We start from the raw sequence: 24,724 nt of genomic DNA on the forward strand, positions 1-24,724 counted from the left end.
ATATATAAGGCCATAATAGGCCGTTGTTGTGGCGTATTCTTTAGATATTGAATCGAAGATCAAAGAGATTCTATCGAGCGTCGAGGTATCCAAAGTAGAAGTAGAGGGGCCTTCTATCTGTATTTATATCAAGAATCCTGCTAATCTAAGCAATGAAGAAGTAGCAGAACTAGCAAAGACCCTCAAAAAGAGGATTGTGGTTAGGAGCGACGCCTCGGCCAGGCTGTCCAAGAAGGATGCGGAGAAGGCTATCTTATCCCTCGCCCCTGATCTCGTAGAACACATACACTTCGAGGATGCGGGCGATGTATATGTATATCTCTCGAGGGCCGTCCCCGAGAGGGATTTCAAGAGGCTTGCGAGGGAGATCTTCTCGTCGACCGGCTGGCGCGCCATAATAGAGATGGGCGTGCCCAGCATGATGAAGCTACCGTCTAAGGACATAGTCGACGTCAGGACCATCTACCACGGCGCCTACGACAAGAGGATCTTTATGATGAGGGAATTGGGCGCCAGGATACACCACGAGCCGGTCGTGAAGGAGGGACCCATAACCGTGTCCTTCCTCGGCGCGTCTATGGAGGTCGGCCGGAGCGCCATATTGGTCGACACAACCGAAAGCAGAGTGCTTCTGGACTGCGGCCTCAAGCCCTCGCAGTACGAAGAGGAGTTCCCATTGCTGGAGCAGATAGACCTGGACTCCCTAGACGCGGTAGTGCTGTCGCACGCGCATATGGACCACGTGGGCTGTCTCCCCTATCTCTACAAATATGGATATAGAGGGCCCGTGTATATGACCGACCCCACCAAATATCTTACATATATACTCTTGACCGACTACGTCGAGCTGAAGGAGCGCGAGGGGCAGATCCCGCCCTATACTAAAAGCGATATAGAGACCCTCATGTACCACATAGTCACTCTAGACTACGAGGAGGTCACAGACATAGCGCCGGACGTAAAGCTGACTCTGTACGATGCGGGCCATGAGATAGGGTCCGCGCTGGTGCATCTGCATATAGGCAACGGGCGCTACAACATACTGTACACGGGGGATTTCAAGTTCGGGAGGACCAACCTCCTCAACAAGGCTGTGAATAAGTTCAAACGCGTCGAGATGCTAATAATGGAGTCTACCTACGGCGGCCGCGACGACGTGCAGCCGCCCAGGGTCGAGGCTGAGAACACCTTGGTCAAGGCGGTGACCGAGACCGTGGAGAACAAGGGGAAAGTACTCATACCGGCCTTCAGCACCGGCAGAGCTCAGGAAATCCTCTATATATTGAATAGGGAGATCAACCGAGGGAATCTGAAGAGGGTGCCCATATATGTAGACGGCATGATAGTGGAGACCCTGAACGCCTACCTCATGTATCCGCACTTCTTGAACAGAGAGGTGGCCGAGGAGATCTACGGAGGCGTGAACCCCTTCACCTCTTCGGGCGACATAGAGGTCGTCGAGAGGGCCAAGAGGATAGAGGACAGGATAAACCAGATAGCGCGCATAACGCAAGACGGGAGGCCCGGCATCATAATCGCCCCCCACGGGATGCTGAACGGCGGACCCATACTGGACTACTTCGTGAATCTGGCCTCAGATCCCGCCAACAAGCTGATATTCGTCTCGTATCAAGCCGAGAACACGTTGGGACGGCGTATACTCAACGGCGAGAGAGATTTCCTGGTGAGGAGCATATCCATGGGCGAGGCCAAAGTCTCGATGAGGATGGGCGTCTTGTCGATACCCGGCTTCTCGGGCCATAGCGACAGGAGGGAGTTGATGAAATACGTGGAGACGGTGGAACCGAGGCCGCGCAAAGTGGTCCTAATCCACGGCGAGCCCTCCAAGATCGTCAGCCTGGCCACCTCCATAGAGCTACGCTACAAGATAACCACAGTGATACCGAAAGTCGGCGAAAGGATAAGAGCCCTCTAACCGCGTCCACCCTTCGGTTCCGGCGGACTCGGGGACTCGCGGCCTCCGCTCATAGGTCGCGGAGGCAGGCCCCGGCCGGGTTGGGGATGCGCCCTCCTCCTCTCCGCGATATAGGCGCCTGGACGGAGCTCTCCGGCCCAGGCCCGACGCGGCGAGCTATATCGCGCAGTCCCGACACGACGCGATCGCACTACGTGTGGAGGGCGCCGGCCGCCCGTCGGCTAAAGGACAAATTTTTAAATACCCGGTGTAGGGCCGACGTCATGTCGAGTGATATGTCGAAGTGCCTGGCCACGTTGGGCGCCACGCTTCAAGACTCAATAGGGAAGAGGGTGTTGGTCAAGCTGAGAGACGGATACGAGATCAGGGGCATCCTGAAGTCTTTCGACCAGCACGTGAATTTGCTGCTTGAAGACGCCGAGGAGGTTATCGACAACAATATAGTGCTGAAGAGGGGCACCGTGGTCGTTAGGGGCGAAAACGTCCTCTTCGTCTCGCCGACATGAAGGGCACACCCTCGATGGGGAAGCACAGCAGAGGCAAGACGCACATACGCTGTCCCAGATGCGGACGCCATTCCTACAACGTAGCCAAGGGGTACTGTGCAAGCTGCGGCTGGGGCCGCTCGAGACGCCTCCGCAGATACAGCTGGGCCAACTGACCTCCTCACCGCCTGAAGGGCGGGCCGAGGGAAATAACAAAAAGCCCCAGCCGGCCTGCGCCCTACCGCTATTGCGGCCTCAACTTTCTCATCTCGGCCAGTTGCCACTCGAGGATCTCCCGGGGCAACGAGCCCGGCTTGTATATCTCGGCGAGCTCCTCAAGACATTTAGAGAGCGGCTGCATGAATAAAAACAGGCAGTATAATAATATGGACCTCGAGTTCTGGCTCCTCGACATAACTTATTCGGTTGTCGGAGGAACGCCGGAGGTTAGGATGTTTGGCGTCTCCAAGGGCGGCGAGCGCGTGGTTGTAACAGACAGAGGGTTTAGGCCTTATTTCTATGTAAAGGGTAAGCCGTCCAACCTGAGGCAGGCGCTGGCCAAGATAGCCCCCATCGAGGCCGTAGATGTCGTCGAGAGGAGGTATTTCGGCAGGCCTGTCGAGCTGTTCAAGGTCACCGCGCGCGTGCCGGAGGACGTGAGGCGGCTGAGAGAGGCCGCCCTTGCCCTAGAGGGCGTCGAGGGGGTTCTCGAGGCCGATATTAGGTTCTACATGAGATATATGGTCGACGTGGGCGTCATGCCGTCCACGTGGCATCTCGTCGAGGTCTCGGAGGAGGGCACGCTGGGCGGCTTGAGGAGATATGCGGCGCGGCGGCCTCCCACCCCCATTTTGGAGAAGACCGGGGTGTTGCCCGACCTCAGAATAGCGGCGTTCGACATAGAGGTCTATAACGCGCGGGGCACCGCCGATCCGGCTAGAGATCCCGTCGTGGCGATCTCCATCAAGGATTCCTCGGGCAGGGCCTTCGCGATAACTGCAGATGAGCGGGACGACAGGAGGGCGTTGCGCGAGTTCGTCGAGTATATAAGGGAGTACGACCCGGACATAATACTCGGCTACAACTCCAACGGCTTCGACTGGCCCTATCTGGCCGAGAGGGCTAGAAGGCTCGGCGTAGCTCTATCCGTAGATAGGCTGGGCGGAGCCCCTCAGCAGAGCGTGTACGGCCACTGGTCGGTCGTGGGCAGAGCCAACGTGGATCTCTACAACGTCGTGGATGAGATCCAGGAGATCAAGGTCAAGACTTTGGATAGAGCGGCCGAATACTTCGGCGTCATGAGGCGCGACGAAAGGACGTTGATACCTGGCCACAGGATTTACGAGTATTGGGACGACCCGTCGAGGAGGCCCATCTTGATCAAATACGCCATGGAGGACGCCGCCTCCACCTACGGGCTGGGCGAGAAGCTGCTGCCCTACCTAATCCAACTGTCATCGGTGTCGGGCGTGCCGCTAGACCAGGTGGCCGCGGCCTCCGTAGGGGCTAGGGTCGAGTGGATGTTGATGAGATACGCGTACCGCATGGGCGAGGTGGCGCCCAACAGAGAGGAGAGGCCCTACGAGACGTATAAAGGCGCCATAGTGCTGGAGCCGCGGCCCGGTATATACCAGGACGTCGCCGTGCTGGACTTCACGAGCATGTATCCAAGCATAATGATGAGGTACAACCTGTCCCCCGACACGTACCTAGAGCCCGGCGAGCCCGACCCGCCCGAGGGGGCCTACAGAGCGCCGGAGGTCGGCCATAGGTTTAGGAAGTCGCCGACCGGCTTCATACCGCAGGTGCTGGCCTCTCTGGTTAAGCTGAGGAGGGAGGTCAGAAGCGCGATGTCCGGCCTCGACCCAAACAGCGTGGAGTACAAGCTACTGGACGAAAGACAAAGGGCCCTGAAGATAATGGCTAACGCTATGTACGGCTACATGGGCTGGCTAGGGGCCAGGTGGTATAAACGCGAGGTCGCAGAATCCGTCACGGCATTCGCGAGAAATATATTATCAGAAGTCATAGAATTCGCTAAAAATATAGGGATAAATGTTATATATGGCGATACAGATAGCTTATTTGTTAAGTATTCGAGAGACATCGATAAAATAATAAATTATGTAAATGATAAATTTAATATAGAAATAAAATTAGAGAAGATATATAAAAAACTTCTATTTACAGAATCGAAAAAGCGTTACGCAGGCCTTCTGGACGACGGAAGGATCGACATAGTGGGATTTGAGGTCGTGAGAGGCGATTGGTGCGAGCTGGCAAAGGAGGTACAGCTGAGGGTGATAGAGTATGCGCTCAAGTCGCAAAGCCCAGCGGAGGCTAAAACTAAAATTGTCAGTTATGTAAAATCTATTATAGATAATATTAAAACTTATAATATAGATATTGATGATTTGATAATATGGAAAACTATAGATAAGGAATTAGATGAATATAAAGTGACTCCTCCGCATATATATGCAGCCAAGATGCTTGAGAAATATGGATATAAAATACATAAAGGCATGAGCATTGGATATGTAATAATAAAAGGCGGCGATAAATTGAGCTCAAGGGCCAAGCCCTATATTTTAGTCCAAGATATAAGGGAGGTCGACGCCGACTATTACGTCGAGAGGCAGATAGTCCCGGCGGCGTTAAGGATAGGCGAAGTGATCGGCGTGAAGGAGGGCGATCTGGTGGGCAGGGGCGGCTCTAGAACCCTGCTCGATTTTCTAGGCTAGCATGGCCGTCGTGTCGGCAGGATGCGCGTCGCTCGGGAGGTAGCCGACCTCCTCCCCGCCCTAAGGGGCGGGGCTCTCGCCATAGGTAAATACTTAAAGATGTTATTAAGGTGTAGGCCATGGGAGCCTTAACCATAGTCTCGAAGTACATGATTGTCGCCCAGATCGAGGTGGGCGGGGTCGTGGATAAGTCGGACATAATAGGGGCTCTGTTCTCGCAGACAGAGGGTCTATTGGGCAAGGATATGGACTTGAGGGAATTGCAGATGATGGGGCGCATAGGCAGGATCGAAATAGATATATTGGAGAAGGACGGCCACACGAAGGCCCGAGTTAACATACCCTCTAACTTGGATCGCTACGAGACCGCCCTGATAGCGGCGCTTATAGAGAGCGTGGAGAGAGTCGGGCCCTATCCCGCCAACGTCAAAATACTGGAGATCAGGGATCTGAGGGAGGAAAAGAGGAATAAAATAGTCGAGAGGGCTAGGGAGCTGATCAAAATGATGGAGGAGGAGGTCCTGCCCGACACCAAGGAGATACTCGAGCGACTTAAGGAAGATGTGGCCAAGGCCGAGGTAATCGAATACGGCCCTGAGAGGTTGCCGGCAGGTCCCGACGTGGATAAGGCCGACAGCATAATAATAGTGGAGGGCCGCGCGGACGTCGTTAATCTGGTCAAGCACGGCTATCGCAACGTGATAGCCATAGAGGGTATAAGCCAGGGCATACCTCAAACAGTTATAGATATCAGCAAGCGCAAGAACGTGACGGCGTTCGTCGACGGGGATAAGGGCGGCGAGCTCGTGCTGAGAGATCTATTGAAGGTGGCGCATATAGACTACGTAGCCAGGGCGCCTCCCGGCAAGGAGGTGGAGCAGTTGACCGCAAAGGAGATAGCGAGGGCTCTGAGGAACAAGATGACCGTCGAGGAGTATCTGGCCCAGCAGCAGGCCAAGTCGCAGGAGCAGCCCCAGACGCAACAACAGGCCCAGCCCCAGGCGCCACAGCCTCAGCCGGCCGGGCGCCCGCCGGAGGTGCCCGACTTTATAAAGGCTAAGATAGACGAGATGCTCGGCACGCTTGAGGCCGAGATATACGATGAGAAGTGGAGCCCCATAAAGAGGCTTGCGGTTAGGGAGCTTCCCGACTTCCTGTCGTCATCTGAGGGCAGCGCATACGCCATATTGATGGACGGAATAGCAACCCAGCGGATAGTGGATCTGGCGACCAAGAGGGGCGTTAAGTACATAATTGCGGCGAGGGTCGGGCCTGTGGCCAAGGCGCCTGACGACATGTCGATAATGTCGTTCGACGAAGTTAAGACCGCCTAGCCGACCTTAAAGAGGCCATATGGCCCGCGTCGGGCTAACATGTCCGGCCTAGGGGCGCCTGAGGGCGATCTGTTTATTAACGCCAAGAGGAAAGACCTGTGAACGAGCTGGTCGAGGTGGGCGAGGTAGTCCACAAGGCGTTAAAGTACGCCATCGATATCGTCCACCCAGACATGCCCATTCTGGAGCTCTGCGAAAAGATAGAGCAGTTCATAATCGCGCAGGGGGCCAGGCCCGCGTTTCCGGTCAACGTCAGCGTCAACGAGGTGGCGGCGCACTATACTGCAGTCAAGAACGACGGCAGCAGAATCCCTAGGAACTCGGTCGTGAAGATAGATATAGGCGCCCATAGGGATGGCCGCATCGTGGATGCCGCGATCACGGCGGCGATGGGGACCAACGCCTACGACGGCTTGATAAAGGCCTCCTACAACGCGCTCAAGAGGGCCTACGAGACGTTGAGGCCCGGCGTCAGGGCCTGGCAGATCGGCGAGGCGATAGAGGCGACCATAAGGGCGTTCGGCTACAGGCCTATCTACAATCTGACGGGGCACCGGATAGAGCGCTATGTCCTCCACGCAGGCGACGTGATACCCAACTACGGCGATAGGTCCGCATCGCAGGTCATCAAGGCGGGCGACGTATATGCCGTGGAGCCCTTTGCAACAAACGGTAAAGGATATGTTGTAGATAATAAAAATATAACCATATTTAGACTTATGAGAAATAAGTCTAAAAAATATCAAAAATATATAGATGTAATATATCAATTCTCCAGCAATCTGCCCTTCACGCCCAGATGGTTCCCCCAGATCCCCGACGCCTTTTATAAAGACGCCTTGCTGGAAGGAGTTCTCTACGGCTACGAAGTTCTGGTCGAGGAAGGCGGCGGCTTCGTCGCCCAGTTCGAAGACACGTTTCTTATCGAGGACGACGGGGCGAGGCCTCTGGCGAGAACCCTCGACCTAGTCACCTGACCAGCCGTAGCCTAACCACCGAATTGCCGAGCTTGACGACCGCCTCCTCTCCCGCCTTAGCCACGTTGATCTTCCTCCCCTCGGGCATTAGGTATGTCCCGTTGGTGCTACCTAGATCCTCGAGGATCAAGCCCTCGGAAGACACCACCACCCTTAGATGTTTCCGAGAGACCGAGGGATCCGGCAACACCAGGTGGTTGTCCAACGCCCGACCTACCGCCACTATATTCCCCGAGGCCTCCAGGTCGAAGGCCTTGGCTGTGCCCGCCAGCCCCTTGACCGGCGACTCCAATATCTCGATGACCAGCTGTCTGTAGTGAGCAATCACCTTAGGGCCCCTCTCGGCTACGCTCACGGTGCCGGCGGTCGGCTTGGCGGCGCCGCATATCCTACAGATATCTATATCGTCGGAGTTCTCGGTGCCACAGACGGGACATCTCCAAGGCATCCATCAAGGAGCGCCGGCCCCGCTTATATAGTTTTCCAGTATCTCGAGGACCCGCTCTGCGGTGGGCCTGGCCTCCGGTCTCGGAGACAGCGTAGACATTATCAAGCCCGAGAGCCAAGACGGGATCTCGGGCCTGTATCTATCGGGTGGAGGTATCTCGTACCCGTTCACCACGAACGACTGCGGGTTTATCCCCGTCAAGCTTTCATACATCACACAGCCAAGCGAATATATGTCTGAGGCCTTTGAGGCCGTCTGGCCGTAGAGAGTCTCAGGCGCCGCATAGGCCGGCGAGAGGTACGATGCGGCCACGGCCTTGCCCACGGCGAGCTTCGCAATGCCCAGATCCCCTATCTTGACGACGGTCCTCTCTTTGTCCTTGAACATAATATTTTCAGGTTTTATATCTAAATGAACTAGATTATTTTTATGAATATCGCTTAATCCTCTCGCTATTTGTAGAAATATCCTAAGGAATTCATCCAAGGAGAGGACCCTCCTCTCGGTTAGATATTCCCTCAGAGATCCGCCCTCCATGTATTCAAGTATCATGTACGGGGGATTCTTCATATAGCTACCCACGGATCTATACTCAGCAGACGGTATAGATACCTCGTAGGCCCTCACCACGTGGTCCGACAAGACCTCCAGGTATCTATTCATCTCCTGTCCAAATATCTTTATGACGCCCCAGCTAGACGCGAGAGGATTCCCCCTGTCGTCGGTATATCTGAGCACCTTCGCCGCAAGTTTCTGCCCGCCAGCCGAGACCCTCAGGACGTAGCTGAAGCCGCCAACCCCCACCACGTCCTCCACGTAATATTTATTACCAAGCCAAGAGTAGAGCCACCCTACCGGCGGCGACGTAGACCTATAGGCAATTCTTTTATTAAAAATAAAGAAAGTAATTAAAAATAAGAATGTATTTATAAAAACAAAAAGAAAAATAAAATTAATCTTAAACATACTAATTAAAAAGAAATAATTAAATAGATAGGCAAGAAAAGCCAGAGGTCCATATAGATGTATCGGCAGATCGAATACGGCGAAGACAAAACCCTGCAGGATAGGCAACGCAAACATGTAGGGGCCTTGTATCGCCATGGATATCATCGCAGGAACGGCGATATCCAGAGTTTTATTAATTCTATAATAGGAATATTCATAAATTTCAAATAATACTAATGCAATAAAAACAATAATTGAATCAAGTATAATATTAATTATATTATATTTTTCAAGTAAAAACAGATCAGAGTCGAGAAACAGCAGAGCCACAACGGCTATGTAGAGCACTACGCGCATAGCCATTACGTATCTACCCACCATGGCCCTTATTAATAATATTGATATAATTAACATATAAATAGAATCAATAATATCGTTATTTAATAAATATGACTGTATTAAAATTAATATAGAGATTGTGATAAATAAAATAAATAAATTTGAAAAGACCTTCCGTGTTTGATACGCAACGGCTATCGCCGAGAAGAGCATTTAGATAGCCCGAGGAATTGGGTCTTTAAAGTATACGTATAGTACACGTCTACATAAAAATGCAGGTCGCTAAGAGGTATTGGTGTTGGTCGACAGATACGGAAGGCCGTTCCTGAAGCTTAGGGTGGTAGTTAACGACGTCTGCAACTTCTCCTGCATATTCTGCCACTTCGAAGGCCAGCCGAGGGGCATCGGCCGTAGCCTCAACGCAGACGACTATGGGTTTCTAGTCGACGTGCTTTCGAAGGTCGGCGTAAGCGACTACAAACTGACAGGCGGGGAGCCGCTTCTGAGGGGCGATATAGTCGATATAGTGAGGAAGATGGGCAGAGGCGGCGTCGAGATCTCGATGACCACCAACGGCTTCAGGCTGGCGGAGCTGGCCGAGGACCTCGCCGCCGCGGGGCTCCGGAGGGTCAACGTGTCGATACATTCGACGGATCCCGAAAGGTTTTCTAAAGTGGCGGGGGTGCCCAGGGAGTGGTTCTACAGGGTGTTGGCCGGCGTGCGTGCGGCGGTCAAGGCGGGCATGAAGGTTAAGCTCAACGCGGTGCTCCTGAAAGGAGTGAACGAGGACAGGGAGTCGCTCAAGTCGTTGGTCAAACTCGCCGCATCTGTCGGAGCGTCTCTCCAGTTGATAGAGCTCATGCCTGTAGGTCTCGGCAGCAAGATATTCGGCGATCTGCAAGCCTCGGCCGACGAGGCGGCCGAGCTGCTGGAGGGCATGGGCGCAAGGCCCGCCCACACCAGGAAGGACCTACATAACAGGCCTATCCTGAGGCTGGCCGGCGTCGATATAGAGATAGTCAAGAACTGGAACAACCCCTACTTCTGCGCCGGTTGCACGACCATGAGGCTTACGAGCGACGGGAAGCTGAAGCCCTGTCTCTACAGAGAGCCGGTGGCCGATCTCTACGGCCCCATCAAGGAGAGGGACGCGGAGAAGGTATACGAGGCGGTGTCCCGTGCGGTGTACGCCCGCGAGCCCACCTTTAGGCTGAAGATATCTCACTCGTCCTCGCTGTAGAACGGCAGCTCCTCCTCGCCTTCCTGCTCGGAGGCGGCCTCCCTATATTTATCTAGAGAGTTTACGATGGATTGAAACTTGTCCTGCCAGACCGGCACTAGCCTGTTGATTTCCGAGCTTATCTCCTCGTAGTGCTTTAGGAGGAGCTGTCCCACCTCCGTCAGCTCCGTCTTGCCCCTCTCCCGTCCGCCCCGTTTAGATTGCACCAACGGAACTTGCAATATATCTTCAAGTTTCTTTAGGTATGTCCATATAAATTTATAGGAAAACCCCAATTTCCGCGCCGCAGAGGCTATGGAGCCGGTCTCCTCTACGGCCTTCAGGATATCGTATATACCAGGCCCTATTATCTGGTTGCCGTTCCACTCCACCCAGACTCTGTACTTCACCTTGACGTCATTGGGCACAGATAAGGATCTGCTGTCGTTATTTACTTTTGCCGTAATAATTTTTCTACTGGAGAGGCCTTTGTAGGCGTGATGGTGGACATATCGGCGAAGGGAGACGTGGCCAGATACGCCGAGGCCTCTGCCGAGGCCTCCGTAGCCGATCCCATCGGCTGTGCCGTGGCCGCATCTCTGGCGGCTAAACAGGCGTATAGATACATACCGCTTTTGCATCCAGTGCCCCTATCCGCCTCGGCTGAATGCGGCGGAGGGGCCGTGGAGGCGAGGGCCTGGACTGTGTGGAGGACAGGCGTCGAGATGGATGCCCTATTCGGCGCTCTCGTGGGCGCCATAGCGGCGGGCGCCGCCTCCATAAGGAGGCTACGCGTAGATACGAAGATCAAGGGCGTGGAGTACAGACTGGAGGAGCCGAGGGGGTCTGTGAAGATCAGCCGCCCGGATCTCGGCTATGTAGTTAAAGCCTATGGTTATATACATTTAACCTCCACGGCCCCCATCAAGGCCGGCTCGGTCGAGAAGGGCGACCCCATCTGCGCCGCGAGGACGGTGGCTCCGCTCAACGCCAAGAGGCTATGCGAATTGTTGCCGGTGGACTGCGTGAAGCTGGAGTATGCGAACAGCAAGGTGGAGGTAGGCGACGATACCGTAGCCGTCGAGGTGGTGCTGAAGGGCAGAGACGCCTCGCCGAGCCTGGAGGCCCTATTTGCGGCGGGCTCCGCGCTTCTGACGATTTGGGACATGTTGAAGAAATACGAGAAAGACGAAAACGGGCAGTATCCCGACACCTACGTCGAGCTAGGGCTTTAGCCTATCGCCTCTAAACGGCGATGGGAAGAGATCCCTGAGGCTCGCCGTAACCACCTTCCTTTTGTCCGCGGTCGCCATGACTACAAGCGCGTCGGGGTTAAACTCGGCTATGACCTGCCTACATGCGCCGCAGGGGGCCGCCGGCTCGTCGGAGTCGACAACGACGGCGACGGCCACTATGTCTCTATCTCCCTCGGATACGGCCTTAAACACGGCGACTCTCTCAGCGCATATGGTCAGCCCGTAGCTGGCGTTCTCCACGTTGACGCCTGTGTAAATCCTGCCGCTTCTAGTCAACACGGCTGCGCCCACGCGAAACTTCGAGTAGGGCGCATATGCGTTCCTTAGGGCCTCTCGGGCCTTCTCCACGAGCTCCTCCATAAAAATATAAGGGATAAAAGAGAGTTAGTGGCCGCAGAGGTGAGAGCAGCGATCATAAAGACGGGGACGGAGCTGGAGGACGGGGCGCTAGCCTCGATGCCTAAAGACCTAAAATATGTTGCGGCGCAGATAAAATCAATTATAGAATCATACAAAAATTCAGATATATCTACTATTATTAATAATTTATCTAATATAAAAAATATAGAAGATATAATAGTATATATTACGATACTGTCCTACCTGGCGGGCAACAACGGCGTCAGGAGCGACACGTTGTTCGACGTATTCCCGCGGGAATACGAGAAGCTGGACGGCCTTTCCGCATCTAAGCTGAGGCGCTTACTTATAAATACACTAGGTAATATTGACTCTATAAATATATATATAAATAATATCATAAAAACAATAGAATTTTTAAAAAATAAAAAGGGATTATATCTCTGGATATTAAGGGAAAAACGGCTGGATAGATTTGAAAAAGATGTGAGGGAGTTCATCTTCGGAAACAGCGGCGGCTACTCTGTCGATAGAGGCATTAAATTATTTCTAAGAGTATTTATAGATAAAAACAGTATACCTCTAGCATATAGGATAGCTTATAATAAAAACGAAGTTAGAAAATATAGAGTACATGGGGATTTCTACACCACGCTCACCACCATGCGTAGCGGCTCCTTCGAGGACGTCGATTCGCCGACAGCCTCCAAGGTAAGGCAGAGGGTGGCGAGGGCCTTGCTCTGTAGGGGCAGAAAGGAGCGTTGCGATCCGTTGCAGATACGTCTCAAGTCCGTGAGGGGCTTGGTGAGGGCGGTCGCCTACCTAAGCGGCGATCCCATAGCCTACGAGAGGGGCGCCTATTATATTGGCAAGAACTACTGCGCGAAGCTCAGATGCGAGGAGTGCCCCATAAGGAGCGTCTGCAGGAAATATATATTTATAGAAGTTAAGTAACATGTTAAGGGGGAAGACTGCCGTGGTCACCGCGGCCAGTAGAGGTATAGGGAAGGGAATAGCCAGAGTCCTCGCGCAGGAGGGCGCAAACCTCATCATAGCGTCAAGGGATCTGGAGAGGCTTTCGAGGACTGCGTCTGAGATAAGGTCCGAGTTCGGCGTCGAGGCAATCCCCGTGCAGGCAGATCTGACGAAGAGAGCCGACGTCGCCAAGATAGCCGAGACGGCGGCGAAGAGCTTCGGCGGCGTGGATATACTGGTCTACAATACCGGCCCTCCCAAGCCGGGGGCCTTCATGGAGCTCACAGAGGAGGACTGGGACTACGCGGTGAGGCTTCTGTTGATGAGCGCCGTCTGGCTGACCAGAGACGTGTTGCCGTATATGATAGAGAGGAGGCAGGGCCGTATAATATATATAACGTCGCTGACGCTGAAGAGGCCTCTGCCCAACCTAACTCTGTCCAACGTGATAAGGCTGTCGATAGCAGGCCTCGTGAAGACGTTGGCGTACCAGCTGGCCCAGTACGGCATACTCGTCAACGGGATCCTCCAGGGCTACGTCGAGACCGAGAGGGTGCTGGAGGTGGCTAGGGACAGAGCCTCCCGGGAGGGCAAGCCTCTGGAGGACGTGTTGAAGGCCATGGCCGGCGAGATACCGCTCGGCCGCATGGCCAAGCCCGAGGAGGTAGGGGAGCTCGTGGCCTTTCTGGCCTCCGAGAGGGCTAGCTACATCACCGGATCGCTGATCGGGATCGACGGCGGATACGTCCAGTGCATCTAAAAAGCCAGCCCTATGCTTCCCAACAGCCTTCCGGCCAGCTCGCCGTCTACGCCGTAGCCGTACTTCACCTCCAGGAACTGGCTCCTGAACTCGACGACCTTTCTGCGTACTTGGCTGGGCTCTCTGCCGTCTATGAGGAGCTCCTTGAAGAAGCCGGCTAGCTCGGCCATGTCTCCTTCGCGCATGCCCCACCTGGTGACCTCCTGGACGCCTAGCCTAATCCCGCTGGGCTTCACCGCGCTTTTGTCCCAAGGCAGCATGTTCTTGTTGACGATTATGTTGGCGTCTTCGAGCAGTTTGGACGCCGCCTCGCCGCCGCCCAGCCTCGAGACGTCCACGGCCACTTGGTGGGTCTTGGTGAAGCCCAGATGCTCCGCCACCACGTCGAACCCGTTGGCGTGTAGCGCCTCGGCGAGGGCCCTGGCGTTTCTGACTATCTGCTCGGCGTATTGGGCGCCGAACTGCCTCATCTCGGCCAGAGCGACATAGGTGGCGGCGTATCTATGCATGTGGTAGTTAGACGTAAATACGGGGAACACCCCGCGGGCGATCGACTCGTTGACCTCACCCTCCAGGGCGCTGGCGATAAGCCCTCCCTGGGGGCCTGGAAAGGTCTTGTGCGTCGAGGAGGTGGTCACATCAGCGCCTTCCCTCAGCGGGTTGGGGAACTTTCCGCCCAGCACGAGGCCGAAGACGTGGGCCGAGTCGTGGATGACGTAGGAGCCGACCGCGTGGGCGGCCTCCGAGATCTCCCTCACGGGATGGGGGAACAAGTAGAGAGAACCGCCCAGAACCACTATGTTAGGCCTATTCTCCTCTATGACTCTACGCGCCCTATCTACGTCTATGTTGAAAGCCTCGACGTCCCAAGGCAGATCGAGCACCTTGAGCTTCAGGGCCTTGGGGCCGCCGACTTGGTTGTGGCTTATATGGCCGCCCGCCCTGGTCGGCAGCGACGCCATGGTGCCCCCCTCCGGCGCCAGGCCGTAGTACGTCGCCAAGTTGGCCACCGTCCCCGAGATGGGCCTCACGTCGACGTACCTTGCGCCGAGAATCTCGGCGAAGCCTCTCGACAAGGCCTCCTCGAGGAGATCCACGTATTTAGTCCCTCTGTAGTACCGCCTGCCCACGGAGCCCTCGGCGTATCTCCCCATCAAGTCGTTGAGGTAGGCCAACTCGGCTAGCGGCGACATGACGTTCTCCGACGCTATGAGATTGACGGTCTGCCGCCGCCTCCACTCGTTGTGCTCCAGAAGCGCCTCCAAGATCTTTCGAACGTCCTCAGGATACGCCATAGACCGAATCACCCTGCCATTTATAAAATAATCGAGGGCCCCCTAGGCTGGGGTACGGTCGGCCGAGGCCGTCTTAGGCGTCGCGCGAGGCCCAGAGATAGGCCTGCCCTCATGACAGTGGATCTCGCCAACTCTCGACGGAAGCTGCGCCGGCCCGCCTTCATGAACCCCGCCGGTGGCGGGGCGGAGACGCAGATGGGCAACTGAGGCGGAAAGTAGGTTGTTCTCAGCCGCCGCCTTGTTGCTCCTCGTCCTCGCCCGGCAGCTTCATCAACGAGAACCTCTTGGGCCTCTCCTCCTCGACCTTCTGTCTCAGCTTGTCGGCGTATTTGGAGGCCAAGGAGTCCACTATGGACATTATGTGCTTGACTGCGTCGTTGTCGAGAGCCAGGAACTCATGCAGCCTGCCCTCGTCTAGATATTTCGACAGCGAGGGGTCCATGGGTATCTGGCCGAGGAAAGGCACGCCGGCCTTCTCAGCGATCCTTCTGCCCGCCCCCTCGCCGAATATATAGTAGGTTTTTCCGCTGTCGGGACACACGAAGCAGCACATGTTCTCCACTATGCCGGCAACGGGTATCTGCACCTTCCTCGAGAAGTCTATCGCCTTCACCACTATACGGCGTGAGATCTCGGACGGTATGGTCACTATTATGCTGCCGTCTATCCCGCCCTGCAGGCTCTGGGCTATGGTCAACGGGGCGTCGCCGGTGCCCGGCGGGAGGTCCACCATAAGCACGTCGAGAGGCCCCCAGTCCACCTGCGATATGAAGTCCCTCAATGCCTGGGTCACCAAGGCGCCTCTCCAGATCACGGCCGTGTCATCGCTGGGAAGCATGAAGTCTATCGACACCACCTTGACCCCGAAGGGCCCCGACACGGGCACGATCCTCCCCGTCCTGGAGTCGACATAGAGCGTGGAGCCGGCCACGCCCAGCAGCTTGGGTATCGTGGGGCCGTATATATCGCCGTCCAGAATGCCCACCCTATAGCCCCGCAACGCGAGGCCTAGCCCAACGGCGGCGGTGACCAACGATTTGCCCACGCCGCCTTTACCCGATATGGTGACCAGCTTGACCTTGACGCCCTTTAAATAGTCGGCCAGAGAGCCCGGCGGCGCCGCCCCGCCGCGTACATTTACTTTGATATTACTCATATAGCTCTCTACTTCAGTAGGTATATATCCATGTCGTTGCCAGCGGGCTCTAGAGCCCTGCCACCTCCCTGAACTCGCTGTATATATCGCCGCCCACCCGAGCCCATTTATTCAATAGGCCGCACGCCACGGCGAATTGCCCCATGCGGCTGTACACATCGGAGCACCCAATCCTCTCGACCGCGGCGACGGCCCCATCTAGGCACACGACCTCGAGACCCAGGTCTCCTACCAGCGGTAGGTCAGCCCCAGAGGGCCCCACCCTCGATTGGATTAGGTCTCCCATGCGCACCGTCCGGCCGTCGGCTGTGCAGGATATCGGTAGGCTGCAGTAAGCCTCGACGCGGTCGCCCAAACCGTAGATAGTTAAGCCGACAGGCACGTCGCCCGAGACCCTCGAGCCCCTCTCGAAATGGATCGCCGCAAGGACGAATCCGCCGAGCGGGACTACGTAGACCTGCGAGATCCCCAGAACCCCGGAGTAGTTTCTATAGAACCAATCGACGAACTCGCCCAGCTCGTCGCACATGAGGTTTTTAAGCGACCCTCCCTTTTATCGGTAATGAGGTGGGCCCGTCATCGCGGATATGATGAAGAGGAATACTGGGTTCCGATGTATTTTGTTTAGTTGATCTGAATGGCTTCATGCACTACGTGGAACTCGCAGATGCCATAGCGAGGTGGCTCGAAGAGACGGGCCGCCGGCAGGACGCGGGTTGACCTCAGTTCGGCTCATCGACATCGTCGGAAGACTAGGTTCTGAAGGCCTGACGGCGGTCGGGGGAAGCCCGCCCTCTCCGGCGCATTGAGGCGGTGGGCTTAGGACGAAAATAATTAAAAGGAGTGGAGCGGCCCGCCCTCGATGGGCGAGAGCAGTGAGGGCTACGAGTACCTAGTGCCGCTGGAGAGGTATCTGTCCTCCGGCATCAGGCTGGGCACCAAGATGTCCAATAAGTACTTGGAGAAGAGGGGCTTTATCTACGCTGTGAGGCCGGACGGGCTGAGGATTTTCGACATTAGGAAAATAGACGAGAGGCTGAGGATAGCCGCGAAGTTCATAGCAAGATACAGCCCCGACAGGATATTGGTGCACACGACGAGGCCCTACGGATTCAAGCCCATAGAGATGTTCTGTAAATACGTCGGCTGTAAGTACATAGCGGGTAGATTTACGCCGGGGATTCTGACAAACCCCTATCTGCCCGAATATATAGAAATAGATCTGCTAATAGTGGTAGATCCCAAGCTCGATTCGCAAGCCGTCAGAGAGGCCGCGGCCATGGGGATACCGGTGGTCGCCTTAGTGGATACCGACACGCCCCACGACTTTATCGACTTGATGATACCGTGCAACAACAAGGGGAGGCGCAGCCTTGCCCTCATATTCTGGATCTTGGCCAGACAGGTTCTGAGGGAGCGAGGGGAGCTTAAGCCGGACCAAGATCTGCCGGTTCCGCCTGAGGAGTTCGAGACTAAGCTAGTAGAGAGTAGATAATATAACTGCGATATATCCTCATGACTAGAGTCAGGAAGCCGGCTGTCGCCGGCTATTTCTACGAGGCCGATCGAGAGGCCCTCATCGAGAGGATTAGGTGGAGCATCGGCCATGAGCTAGGCCCCCGGACGGAATCCCTCAATCCCGAGGGGGCCCGCGCGCTGGGGGCTATAGCGCCCCACGCGGGCTATGTCTACTCGGGCCCCGTGGCGGCTTGGGCGTACGCGGCGCTTAAGGGCTACGGGAAGCCCGACACGGTGGTGGTCGTCGGGCCTAACCACTACGGCGTGGGGGCGCCCGTCGCAATAATGAAATCGGGCGTCTGGGAGACGCCTCTAGGCGCGCTCGAGATCGATGAGGAGGTGGCCGAGTTCCTGCTGTCCGAATACAGATCCCTCGAGGACGACTTCTACGCCTTCTCCAAGGAGCACTCGGTCGAGGTCCACATGCCCTTTATCCGGTATTTCTTCGGCGACGTCAAGATAGTTCCGGTGGCCCTATGGCGCCAGACGCCCTCGACGGCCAAGGAGCTGGGCGCCGCCCTCGCCAAGATGATATCCAGCTTTGGGAAGAAGATATACATAATAGCAAGCTCCGACCTCAACCACTATGAGCACCACGAGGTGACCGCCAAGAAGGACGAGCTGGCCATATCTAAGATTGTGGAGGGCGATGTGGACGGATTTTTCGACGTAGTTTCCAGGTACGACATATCGGCGTGCGGCATAGGTCCCATAGGGGCCTTGATGAAGGCCGCCTCGACGTTGGGGTTCAGAGCCAAGTTGTTGAGGCACGCCACCTCGGGGGACACCAGCGGCTATATGGACGAGACGGTCGGCTACGCCAGCGTGTTGTTCTACGCATGATAGATAAACGTAAAAACGATCATATATTCCTCGCGGCATCGCCCGAGTCGCAGGTCGGCGACAACTGGCTGGACGACGTGGTCTTGATACATAGGGCTCTGCCGGAGCTCGACCTAGACGACGTCGACACCAGGGCCACGTTTCTGGGCAGCGAGATATCTATGCCGTTCATAATAGGGGCGATGACCGGCGGGACCGAGCTGGCCGAGAAGATAAACGCAAGGCTGGCGAAAGCCGCCGAGGAGCTGAGAGTGCCTATGTACGTGGGCTCCCAGCGCATAGGCATAGTGAAGCCTGAAGCCAGACGTAGCTTCGAGGTGGTCAGGTCCAACGCGCCGACGGTGCCCAAGATAGCCAACCTAGGCGCCCCGCAGATCTCCAGGCTTTCTGACGAGCAGTTGCTGCGCTGGGCCGAGGAGGCCGTCGGCATGATCGACGCGGCGGCTCTGGCGGTCCATCTAAACCCCGCCCAGGAGGTCTTCCAGCCCGAGGGCGAGCCCCACTTCAGAAACGTGCTGGAGAGGCTGAGGTTCCTCAAGAGGGCCTTGAAGGTGCAGCTGATAGTCAAGGAGGTGGGCAACGGAATCTCCAAGGAGGTGGCGAGCCTCCTTAACGGAGTGGCCGATATAATCGACGTGGCGGGCGCGGGCGGCACCTCCTTCGTGGCCATAGAGGCCTTGAGGGCTAGGGAGGAGCGTCCGGAGCTCTACGAGATGTCCGAGGTGTTTAAGGGCTGGGGTATCCCCACGGCGGCGGCTATATGCGAGGTAAAGTCGGCCTTTAGGGGTTTGGTGATAGCTTCCGGCGGCATAAGGAACGGGCTGGACGGGGCGCGGGCTTTGAGCCTCGGCGCCGATTACTTCTCGGCATCTCAGCCGTTGCTCAAGGCGGCGTTAGACGACAGAGTGGCCCAAGCCATATCCAAGATATGGCGGGAGCTCCGCGTGGCCATGTTCCTGACGGGGGCGGCTAAGATACAAGACCTGAGGCGGGCGCCCAAGGTGCTCGGGCCGCGCCTCGAATCGTGGTTAAGGCAACGCGGCGTTGGCTGCTAGGCTGTACTCCCCTCGGGCGTCCGCATAACTTTCAGCCCCCTTGTGATCCGCACTGCGGTGAGGGGGGCGTCGGGGCGCGTCCGCCCCGTGAGGATGCGCCTGAGGGTGGGGAAGGCCGGGGATGAGGTGTGGGAGCGGGACGCCTTGGGGGCTGTGAACATCGGCCTCAAGCACATCCAGATGGGGGGCTTCGTGGCGTCGGCCCCGACGGGGGCCCATGCGGCGCGGGCGACGCCGGTGATCCCGCGCCTAGGCCCAACCCCGCCGGCGGAAATATCCGCAATTATCGGCAGATACCGCTAGCGGGGAAACGCGCCGCGCGATGCGCCTGGTTAGCCTCAACAAGAGGCTTATAAACCGGCGAAGGCCATATCTCCATGGTCTGCCCCAAGTGCGGCAGTAGGGATGTGAGGATCTCTCCGTCCGGCAAGTACGTCTGCAACTCGTGTGGATACTCCTGGCAAATGCCCATGGCCGACCTTGGATGGGCCCGGAGGATTTTCAACATAGAGAAGCTCTACGAGGAGTTTAAGGACGTGAGGCCCATAGATTGCGCCAGAATGAAGGGCGAGATGGTCAAGAGGGGTGCAAGCGAGGGAGACGCGGCCAAGATCGTGAGGAGGATCGCGAGGAGAGCTATACGCATGACTAACGACAAAAACGAGAGGGAGGCGTTGGCGGCAATTATCGACGGGTGTTAAGCCCTCTGTTGCGCGCGCGCCCTCCTGCAGCCGCGGCCGGTACACCTAGACGCTATGAAGCCCACCTTCTGTCCAGGCGGCGCGGTCCTCGGGACGGGCGTGCCGCCCTTCGGGTGGCTGCCTCCTCCGTGCGGATGCGCGTAGGGGCTCATGGCCTTGCCTCTGACCAAGGGCCACTTCCAGGCCTTGGCCTTAGACCTGTGGTACTTAGCCCCGGCCTTCAACATGGGCTTCTCTATCCTGCCGCCGCCGGCGACGATCCCCACCGAGGCCCTGGCGTCCGAGCTTACGTCGATCACGCGGCCGCTGGGCAACCTTATGGAGGTCTTGCCCGCCTCGGCCTTATGGGCGAGGATGACGGCGTAGGCGCCCCCCGATCTGGCGTACTTGCCGCCGTCGCCGTACATCTTCTCGACGTTATACACCATGGTGCCCTCCGGTATCCTGCGTAGAGGCAGTATATTGCCGGGCCTCACCGAGGCCCCCTCGCCGACCTCTATCCTCTGCCCCACGTACATGCCCTCGGCGGCGAAGTTGAGGAACTCGGCGCCGTCCGCCATCTTTATCTTGGCCACGGGTGCGTTGAGCCCCGGCTCGTGGAGGAGCTCGACGACGTAGCCGTGGCCCGAGACGTCGCGCGGATACCTCACCGCGCCGTCTCTCCTCCAGCCGGGCGATCTGAACTGGCTTCCTCCTCTGCCCCTTCTCTGCACCAATATGCGCTTACCCACGGCCCGCGAAGCCTAAAGCTATATAAATGTTCGCCCGGGACGCGCCCGTGAACGTGTTGGAGGAGCAGGTGCTCAGCGACTTGAGGTCCAGGGGATTCAAAATCGTCGAGAGGATAGAGGACGGCCTCTTCGTGGCCGAGAAGGACGAGAGGTATCTATTCTACGTAATGGTGGAGGGCGTCGAGAAGCCCTTGAGGCAACTGTACAGAGTGCTCAACATGGGGGAGACCCTGTCGGCGCCCGTCGTGCTGGCCCTTGTCAGCAACGACGGAGTGGTCACCTACTACTCGGCGCACAAGTTGAGGTTGCCCCGGAACGTCCATGCTCAAGCTACTTGAGAGGCTGATCTCCATATCCAGGGAGAGAGGGATCAAGATCGAGGTATCTTTCAGTAGATGTAGGGGGAGGTTGCTCATAGATAGGGAGATAAAGGCGCTGGACGAATACGGAAACGTGGTCCCCTGGAACCGCGCGTTTCCGGGCGTGGCGGTTCAGAACGTGCTAGATCAATGCCGGGTGAGGAAGGTCGAGGTCTACAGAGGCCGGGAGAAGGCGTTTGAGGCATCAGACCTGGAGTCAGCCCTCCGCGAGCTCTCCTCGTACCGGTAGACCTCAACATCTTTATATAAGAGCCTATTGATGCCGGTGTACACCAAAGTTGTAGCCACGTTGGGGCCTTCCACCGACAGACTAACAGACTTAGGCCGGTTGCTCGAGTCGGTGGACGGAGCTAGGATAAATATGTCGCACGCGACGGAGCGCGAGCTGGAGGCTAGGGTGAAGGCGGTGCGGCGGTTCGAAAGAGATAGGGGGAAGCCGATAGCGATCATCGCCGATCTGAGGGGGCCTGGCGTGAGGACAGGCCCGATGGAGCCGCTCCGGGTGGTTGCCGGCGAGAGGGTCATCTTCAAGCTGGCCGATAGGGGCAGAGGCTTCGTGCCTATACCCAGGCGCGAGTTCTTCGACGTGGTGGAGAAAGGCGACGAGCTGCTCATGCTGGACGGCAGGCTCGTCTTGAGGGCCGTCGCGGCCTCGGGGCAGCAGGTGGAGGCCGAGGCTCTGTCGTCGGGGGAGATAGGCAGCAATAAGGCCGTCGTCGTAAAGGGCAAGGACTTCGACATAGCTCTCCCCGTCGAGGAGGACCTCGCCGCGCTCGACGCGTTGGCGCGGTATGGAGATGACATAGACTACGTGGCTCTGAGCCTGATAAAAAGCGGCGCCGAGGTCTCGCTCATGAGGAAGATCGTCAGGGAGCGCGGCCTCGCCTCCGACGTCATGGCCAAGATAGAGACTAAAGGCGCCGTGGATCGAATAGATGAGATCATCGACGCGGCGGACTACGTGGTGGTGGCCAGAGGGGATCTGGCTCTGCACTACGGCCTCGAGTATATACCGAAGATCCAGAGGGCGTTGATAGAAAGGGCCCTGGCCCGGGGGAAGCCGGTGGCCGTGGCCACCCAGCTGCTGGACTCTATGCAGGCCAGCCCGACGCCCACCAGGGCCGAGGTCAACGACGTATATGCCGCCGCATCGCTCGGAGTCGACTCGCTCTGGCTCACCAACGAGACGGCGAGCGGGAGCTACCCCCTGGAGGCCGTGTCTTGGCTCAGGAAGATCATCTCGATAGCTGAGGTGAAGCCGCTCGGGAGGCCCAGCCCCGCCAACGCGAGGGATAGATTCGCCGAGGCTGTCGCCGACATGGCCGCGGACCTAGGCGCCGACATAGCTGTCTACTCCATGACGGGCGCGCTCGCCAGACGCGTGGCTAAGTTCAGGCCGCTTGTCGGGATACACGCCGGCGTGAGGGAGGCGTCGGTGGCCAGAAAACTGGCGCTTATATGGGGCATCGAGCCTCTGCTGCTGCCGGCCTCCTCATACGAGGAGGGGCTGGAGAAATTGATGGCCCGCTTCCCCGACAAGATGTTGGTGGCGACCTACGGGCTGAGGGGAGGCGTCCACACAATAAAAATAAACATCAAGGAATAGTCGTGAGGAGATGCATCTAAGCTGATCGGTGAGGAGCTCACGGTACGCCGACATCTGCAATAGGCGCGGCGTCCCCGATCTGCGGCTGGACAACCCGCGCAGCGGGGTTGGACGCCCGCCAGCTCCGGAGACCGGTCGAGGGCCCTTCGGCCGCGCCGAGCGGCGCCCGCCGGGGCCGTCGGCGGGACGGCTCAGCCGTGCAGGATCCGACGCGGCCTGCCTCCCGCGGGCGCGCCGTCCCGTGCCCCTTAACGCCTTCTGTAGGTGTAGTAGGTCCTCTGGCCGAAGTCGTGCAGATCCACGCCCAGCGCGGACAGCCGGTCCCTTATCTGGTCCGCCAGTTGGTACAGCCGCTCCTGCCTCAGCCTGGACCTGGCCTCGACCAGCGCCTTGACGGCCTCCTGGACGTCTCTGGGCACTTCCCTTCTCTCCAGTAGGCCGAGCACGTCGGCCATCTCGACATATTTAGAGAGGACGCCGAGGGCGGCCTCCCGCGAGATCTTGTCTATCCTATGCAGTAAGGTCGAGATTATATAGCGCGCGGCGTCGTAAAGCCTCTGGGCGGCCTCGTTGGTGGAGAAATCGTCGTTGAGGGCGCCGTAGAACTCCTCCACGTATCTCTGGAAAGGCTCGACGACGGGCTCCGAGTCCCTCTCGCCTGCGTCCGCCACCGCCTGCCCGAGCTCGTCGTAGGCCGTGTAGAGCGTCTTCACCATATCCTCGGCCCTGTCCAGGAGCTCGAAGCTGAACTCCATGGGCTTGCGGTAGTGGCTCATGGCGTAGGCCAGCCTCAAGGCCTCGCCGCTGTGCTTGGAGAGGACCTCCCTCAGGGTTATTATGTTGCCCAGGGACTTAGACATCTTCTCGCCTCTGACCGTGAGGTAGCCCACGTGTATCCAGTATCTGGCGAAGTAGTCCACGCCGAACATGGCGCGGGCTATGGCTATCTCGTTCTCGTGATGGGGGAACACGAGGTCGGCGCCGCCTCCGTGGAAGTCGAAGGGCATGCCCAGATGCTTCGTCGACATGACCACGCACTCGAGGTGCCAGCCCGGCCTGCCGGGGCACCAGGGGGAGTCCCACCAAGGCTCGCCGGGGGACCAGCTCTTCCAGAGGGCGAAGTCCAGCGGGTTCCTCTTGCCGGGCTCGGGCTCGACTCTGGCGCCTGCGATCAGCTCCTCTATCCTCTGGCCGGAGAACTCGCCGTAGCGCGGCACCTTGCCCACCTCGAAGTAGACCGAGCCGTCGGGCGCCACGTAGGCGAAGCCCCTATCGACCAGCGCCTTTATCCACTCCAGCATGTCGCCCACGTTCTCGGTCACCTTGGGGTAGGCGTATGCGGGCCTGACGTAAAGCCTCCTCATGACGTCGAAGTATTCGGATATGTACCGCTCGGGCACCTCCCGCCACCGCTTGACTGAGGCGGCGCCGAACTCCTCCCTGGCTCTGTTTATTATTTTGTCGTCCACGTCGGTGAAGTTGACGACGAGCCTCACCTGGAGGCCCAGGCGCTCCAGATAGCGGCGGAACATGTCGAAGAAGACGTAGACTCTGCCGTGCCCCACGTGGACGGAGTCGTAGGGAGTTATGCCGCAGACGTAGCCCGACGCGACGCCCGGCGTCCCGACCGCGAACTGCTCCACCCTCCTGCTGGCCGT

The 24,724-nt window shown here is 57.4% G+C and carries 27 protein-coding genes; 18 read left to right on the plus strand and 9 right to left on the minus strand.

From position 1 onward, the window contains the following. Positions 1 to 28: 28 nt before the first annotated feature. The 6 genes from B7L68_RS03060 to map all read left to right on the plus strand — a co-directional run bounded on the left by B7L68_RS03060 (position 29) and on the right by map (position 7,476). Complete coding sequence (locus B7L68_RS03060; protein WP_081246218.1) at positions 29 to 1,936, plus strand: beta-CASP ribonuclease aCPSF1; 1,908 nt, start codon at positions 29 to 31, stop codon at positions 1,934 to 1,936. 263 nt (positions 1,937 to 2,199) lie between these two features. Next, complete coding sequence (locus B7L68_RS03065; RefSeq protein WP_081246219.1) at positions 2,200 to 2,442, plus strand: LSm family protein; 243 nt, start codon at positions 2,200 to 2,202, stop codon at positions 2,440 to 2,442. Further along, positions 2,439 to 2,597, plus strand: a complete 159-nt coding sequence (locus tag B7L68_RS03070; protein WP_081246220.1) for a 50S ribosomal protein L37e — start codon at positions 2,439 to 2,441, stop codon at positions 2,595 to 2,597. Before B7L68_RS03065 ends, B7L68_RS03070 begins: the two co-directional genes overlap by 4 nt. Before the next feature lie 210 nt (positions 2,598 to 2,807). After that, entirely contained in the window at positions 2,808 to 5,165 is a 2,358-nt protein-coding gene (locus B7L68_RS03075; protein ID WP_081246247.1) for a DNA-directed DNA polymerase, read from the plus strand. Positions 5,166 to 5,284: 119 nt separating this feature from the next. After that, entirely contained in the window at positions 5,285 to 6,499 is a 1,215-nt protein-coding gene (dnaG, locus tag B7L68_RS03080; protein WP_081246221.1) for a DNA primase DnaG, read from the plus strand. Positions 6,500 to 6,597: 98 nt separating this feature from the next. Continuing rightward, a complete protein-coding gene (gene map / locus B7L68_RS03085; protein ID WP_081246222.1) occupies positions 6,598 to 7,476 on the plus strand; it encodes a type II methionyl aminopeptidase in 879 nt (292 codons plus the stop codon). On the opposite strand, the gene B7L68_RS03090 is transcribed toward map, so the two are convergent. Together B7L68_RS03090 and B7L68_RS03095 are read right to left on the minus strand one after the other, a co-directional pair. Next, positions 7,469 to 7,924 (minus strand): FHA domain-containing protein, encoded by a 456-nt coding sequence (locus B7L68_RS03090; RefSeq protein WP_081246223.1) that lies wholly within the window; start codon positions 7,922 to 7,924, stop codon positions 7,469 to 7,471. The two genes, map and B7L68_RS03090, sit on opposite strands and share 8 nt — an antisense overlap. Positions 7,925 to 7,927: 3 nt before the next feature. Next, entirely contained in the window at positions 7,928 to 9,253 is a 1,326-nt protein-coding gene (locus B7L68_RS03095; RefSeq protein ID WP_238136298.1) for a serine/threonine-protein kinase, read from the minus strand. A gap of 253 nt (positions 9,254 to 9,506) precedes the next feature. Between B7L68_RS03095 and moaA the strand changes: the two genes are divergently transcribed. After that, positions 9,507 to 10,451 carry a GTP 3',8-cyclase MoaA gene (gene moaA, locus B7L68_RS03100; RefSeq protein ID WP_081246225.1) on the plus strand — a complete coding sequence of 315 codons (945 nt, stop codon included), beginning with the start codon at positions 9,507 to 9,509 and terminating at the stop codon, positions 10,449 to 10,451. Here moaA and B7L68_RS03105 read toward each other — a convergent pair. Continuing rightward, complete coding sequence (locus B7L68_RS03105; protein ID WP_081246226.1) at positions 10,433 to 10,858, minus strand: winged helix-turn-helix domain-containing protein; 426 nt, start codon at positions 10,856 to 10,858, stop codon at positions 10,433 to 10,435. The two genes, moaA and B7L68_RS03105, sit on opposite strands and share 19 nt — an antisense overlap. Before the next feature lie 72 nt (positions 10,859 to 10,930). Here B7L68_RS03105 and B7L68_RS03110 point away from each other — a divergent pair, with 72 nt between their 5' ends. Continuing rightward, the gene (locus B7L68_RS03110; protein WP_238136300.1) at positions 10,931 to 11,665 is read left to right on the plus strand and encodes a cyclic pyranopterin monophosphate synthase MoaC; all 735 of its coding nucleotides are present in this window, start codon (positions 10,931 to 10,933) and stop codon (positions 11,663 to 11,665) included. Here the strand turns inward: B7L68_RS03110 and cdd are convergent. Then, the gene (gene cdd, locus B7L68_RS03115; protein WP_081246228.1) at positions 11,654 to 12,046 is read right to left on the minus strand and encodes a cytidine deaminase; all 393 of its coding nucleotides are present in this window, start codon (positions 12,044 to 12,046) and stop codon (positions 11,654 to 11,656) included. The genes B7L68_RS03110 and cdd overlap by 12 nt on opposite strands. Before the next feature lie 39 nt (positions 12,047 to 12,085). Between cdd and B7L68_RS03120 the strand changes: the two genes are divergently transcribed. After that, positions 12,086 to 13,000 carry a hypothetical protein gene (locus B7L68_RS03120; protein ID WP_238136299.1) on the plus strand — a complete coding sequence of 305 codons (915 nt, stop codon included), beginning with the start codon at positions 12,086 to 12,088 and terminating at the stop codon, positions 12,998 to 13,000. Position 13,001: 1 nt separating this feature from the next. Beyond that, the gene (locus B7L68_RS03125) at positions 13,002 to 13,781 is read left to right on the plus strand and encodes an SDR family oxidoreductase (RefSeq protein WP_081246230.1); all 780 of its coding nucleotides are present in this window, start codon (positions 13,002 to 13,004) and stop codon (positions 13,779 to 13,781) included. Here the strand turns inward: B7L68_RS03125 and glyA are convergent. The 3 genes from glyA to B7L68_RS03140 all read right to left on the minus strand — a co-directional run bounded on the left by glyA (position 13,778) and on the right by B7L68_RS03140 (position 16,761). Then, positions 13,778 to 15,076 carry a serine hydroxymethyltransferase gene (gene glyA / locus B7L68_RS03130; protein ID WP_081246231.1) on the minus strand — a complete coding sequence of 433 codons (1,299 nt, stop codon included), beginning with the start codon at positions 15,074 to 15,076 and terminating at the stop codon, positions 13,778 to 13,780. The two genes, B7L68_RS03125 and glyA, sit on opposite strands and share 4 nt — an antisense overlap. A gap of 226 nt (positions 15,077 to 15,302) precedes the next feature. After that, entirely contained in the window at positions 15,303 to 16,232 is a 930-nt protein-coding gene (locus tag B7L68_RS03135) for an Mrp/NBP35 family ATP-binding protein (RefSeq protein ID WP_081246232.1), read from the minus strand. 49 nt (positions 16,233 to 16,281) lie between these two features. Beyond that, a complete protein-coding gene (locus tag B7L68_RS03140; RefSeq protein WP_081246233.1) occupies positions 16,282 to 16,761 on the minus strand; it encodes a hypothetical protein in 480 nt (159 codons plus the stop codon). 333 nt (positions 16,762 to 17,094) lie between these two features. On the opposite strand from B7L68_RS03140, the gene rpsB reads away from it, so the two are divergent. The 5 genes from rpsB to B7L68_RS03165 all read left to right on the plus strand — a co-directional run bounded on the left by rpsB (position 17,095) and on the right by B7L68_RS03165 (position 20,349). Further along, a complete protein-coding gene (gene rpsB / locus B7L68_RS03145; RefSeq protein WP_081246234.1) occupies positions 17,095 to 17,727 on the plus strand; it encodes a 30S ribosomal protein S2 in 633 nt (210 codons plus the stop codon). A gap of 20 nt (positions 17,728 to 17,747) precedes the next feature. Next, positions 17,748 to 18,593, plus strand: coding sequence for an AmmeMemoRadiSam system protein B (gene amrB / locus B7L68_RS03150; RefSeq protein ID WP_081246235.1), 846 nt, complete (start codon positions 17,748 to 17,750; stop codon positions 18,591 to 18,593). Next, the gene (fni, locus tag B7L68_RS03155) at positions 18,590 to 19,648 is read left to right on the plus strand and encodes a type 2 isopentenyl-diphosphate Delta-isomerase (protein ID WP_081246236.1); all 1,059 of its coding nucleotides are present in this window, start codon (positions 18,590 to 18,592) and stop codon (positions 19,646 to 19,648) included. Before amrB ends, fni begins: the two co-directional genes overlap by 4 nt. 87 nt (positions 19,649 to 19,735) lie before the next feature. Then, positions 19,736 to 19,951 (plus strand): hypothetical protein, encoded by a 216-nt coding sequence (locus B7L68_RS03160; RefSeq protein WP_143615284.1) that lies wholly within the window; start codon positions 19,736 to 19,738, stop codon positions 19,949 to 19,951. A 74-nt stretch (positions 19,952 to 20,025) separates the two neighbouring features. Then, a complete protein-coding gene (locus B7L68_RS03165; RefSeq protein WP_081246238.1) occupies positions 20,026 to 20,349 on the plus strand; it encodes a TFIIB-type zinc ribbon-containing protein in 324 nt (107 codons plus the stop codon). Here B7L68_RS03165 and B7L68_RS03170 read toward each other — a convergent pair. Beyond that, positions 20,346 to 21,080: a 50S ribosomal protein L2 gene (locus B7L68_RS03170; RefSeq protein ID WP_081246239.1), complete on the minus strand. Its 735-nt coding sequence runs from the start codon at positions 21,078 to 21,080 to the stop codon at positions 20,346 to 20,348. The two genes, B7L68_RS03165 and B7L68_RS03170, sit on opposite strands and share 4 nt — an antisense overlap. A 47-nt stretch (positions 21,081 to 21,127) precedes the next feature. On the opposite strand from B7L68_RS03170, the gene B7L68_RS03175 reads away from it, so the two are divergent. Genes B7L68_RS03175 through pyk form a run of 3 tightly spaced genes read left to right on the plus strand, consistent with a single transcriptional unit; the run spans position 21,128 to position 23,066 of the window. Next, positions 21,128 to 21,418 (plus strand): ribonuclease BN, encoded by a 291-nt coding sequence (locus tag B7L68_RS03175; RefSeq protein WP_193432463.1) that lies wholly within the window; start codon positions 21,128 to 21,130, stop codon positions 21,416 to 21,418. Further along, positions 21,402 to 21,689 (plus strand): hypothetical protein, encoded by a 288-nt coding sequence (locus B7L68_RS03180; protein WP_081246241.1) that lies wholly within the window; start codon positions 21,402 to 21,404, stop codon positions 21,687 to 21,689. The genes B7L68_RS03175 and B7L68_RS03180 overlap by 17 nt, the downstream gene beginning before the upstream one ends. A gap of 30 nt (positions 21,690 to 21,719) precedes the next feature. Beyond that, entirely contained in the window at positions 21,720 to 23,066 is a 1,347-nt protein-coding gene (gene pyk / locus B7L68_RS03185) for a pyruvate kinase (protein ID WP_081246242.1), read from the plus strand. 248 nt (positions 23,067 to 23,314) lie between these two features. Here pyk and cysS read toward each other — a convergent pair. Further along, a partial coding sequence (gene cysS, locus B7L68_RS03190; protein ID WP_081246248.1) for a cysteine--tRNA ligase occupies positions 23,315 to 24,724 on the minus strand: 1,410 nt, incomplete at its 5' end.

The sequence above is a fragment of the Thermoproteus sp. CP80 genome (genome assembly GCF_002077075.2).
GTDB lineage: Archaea > Thermoproteota > Thermoprotei > Thermoproteales > Thermoproteaceae > Thermoproteus.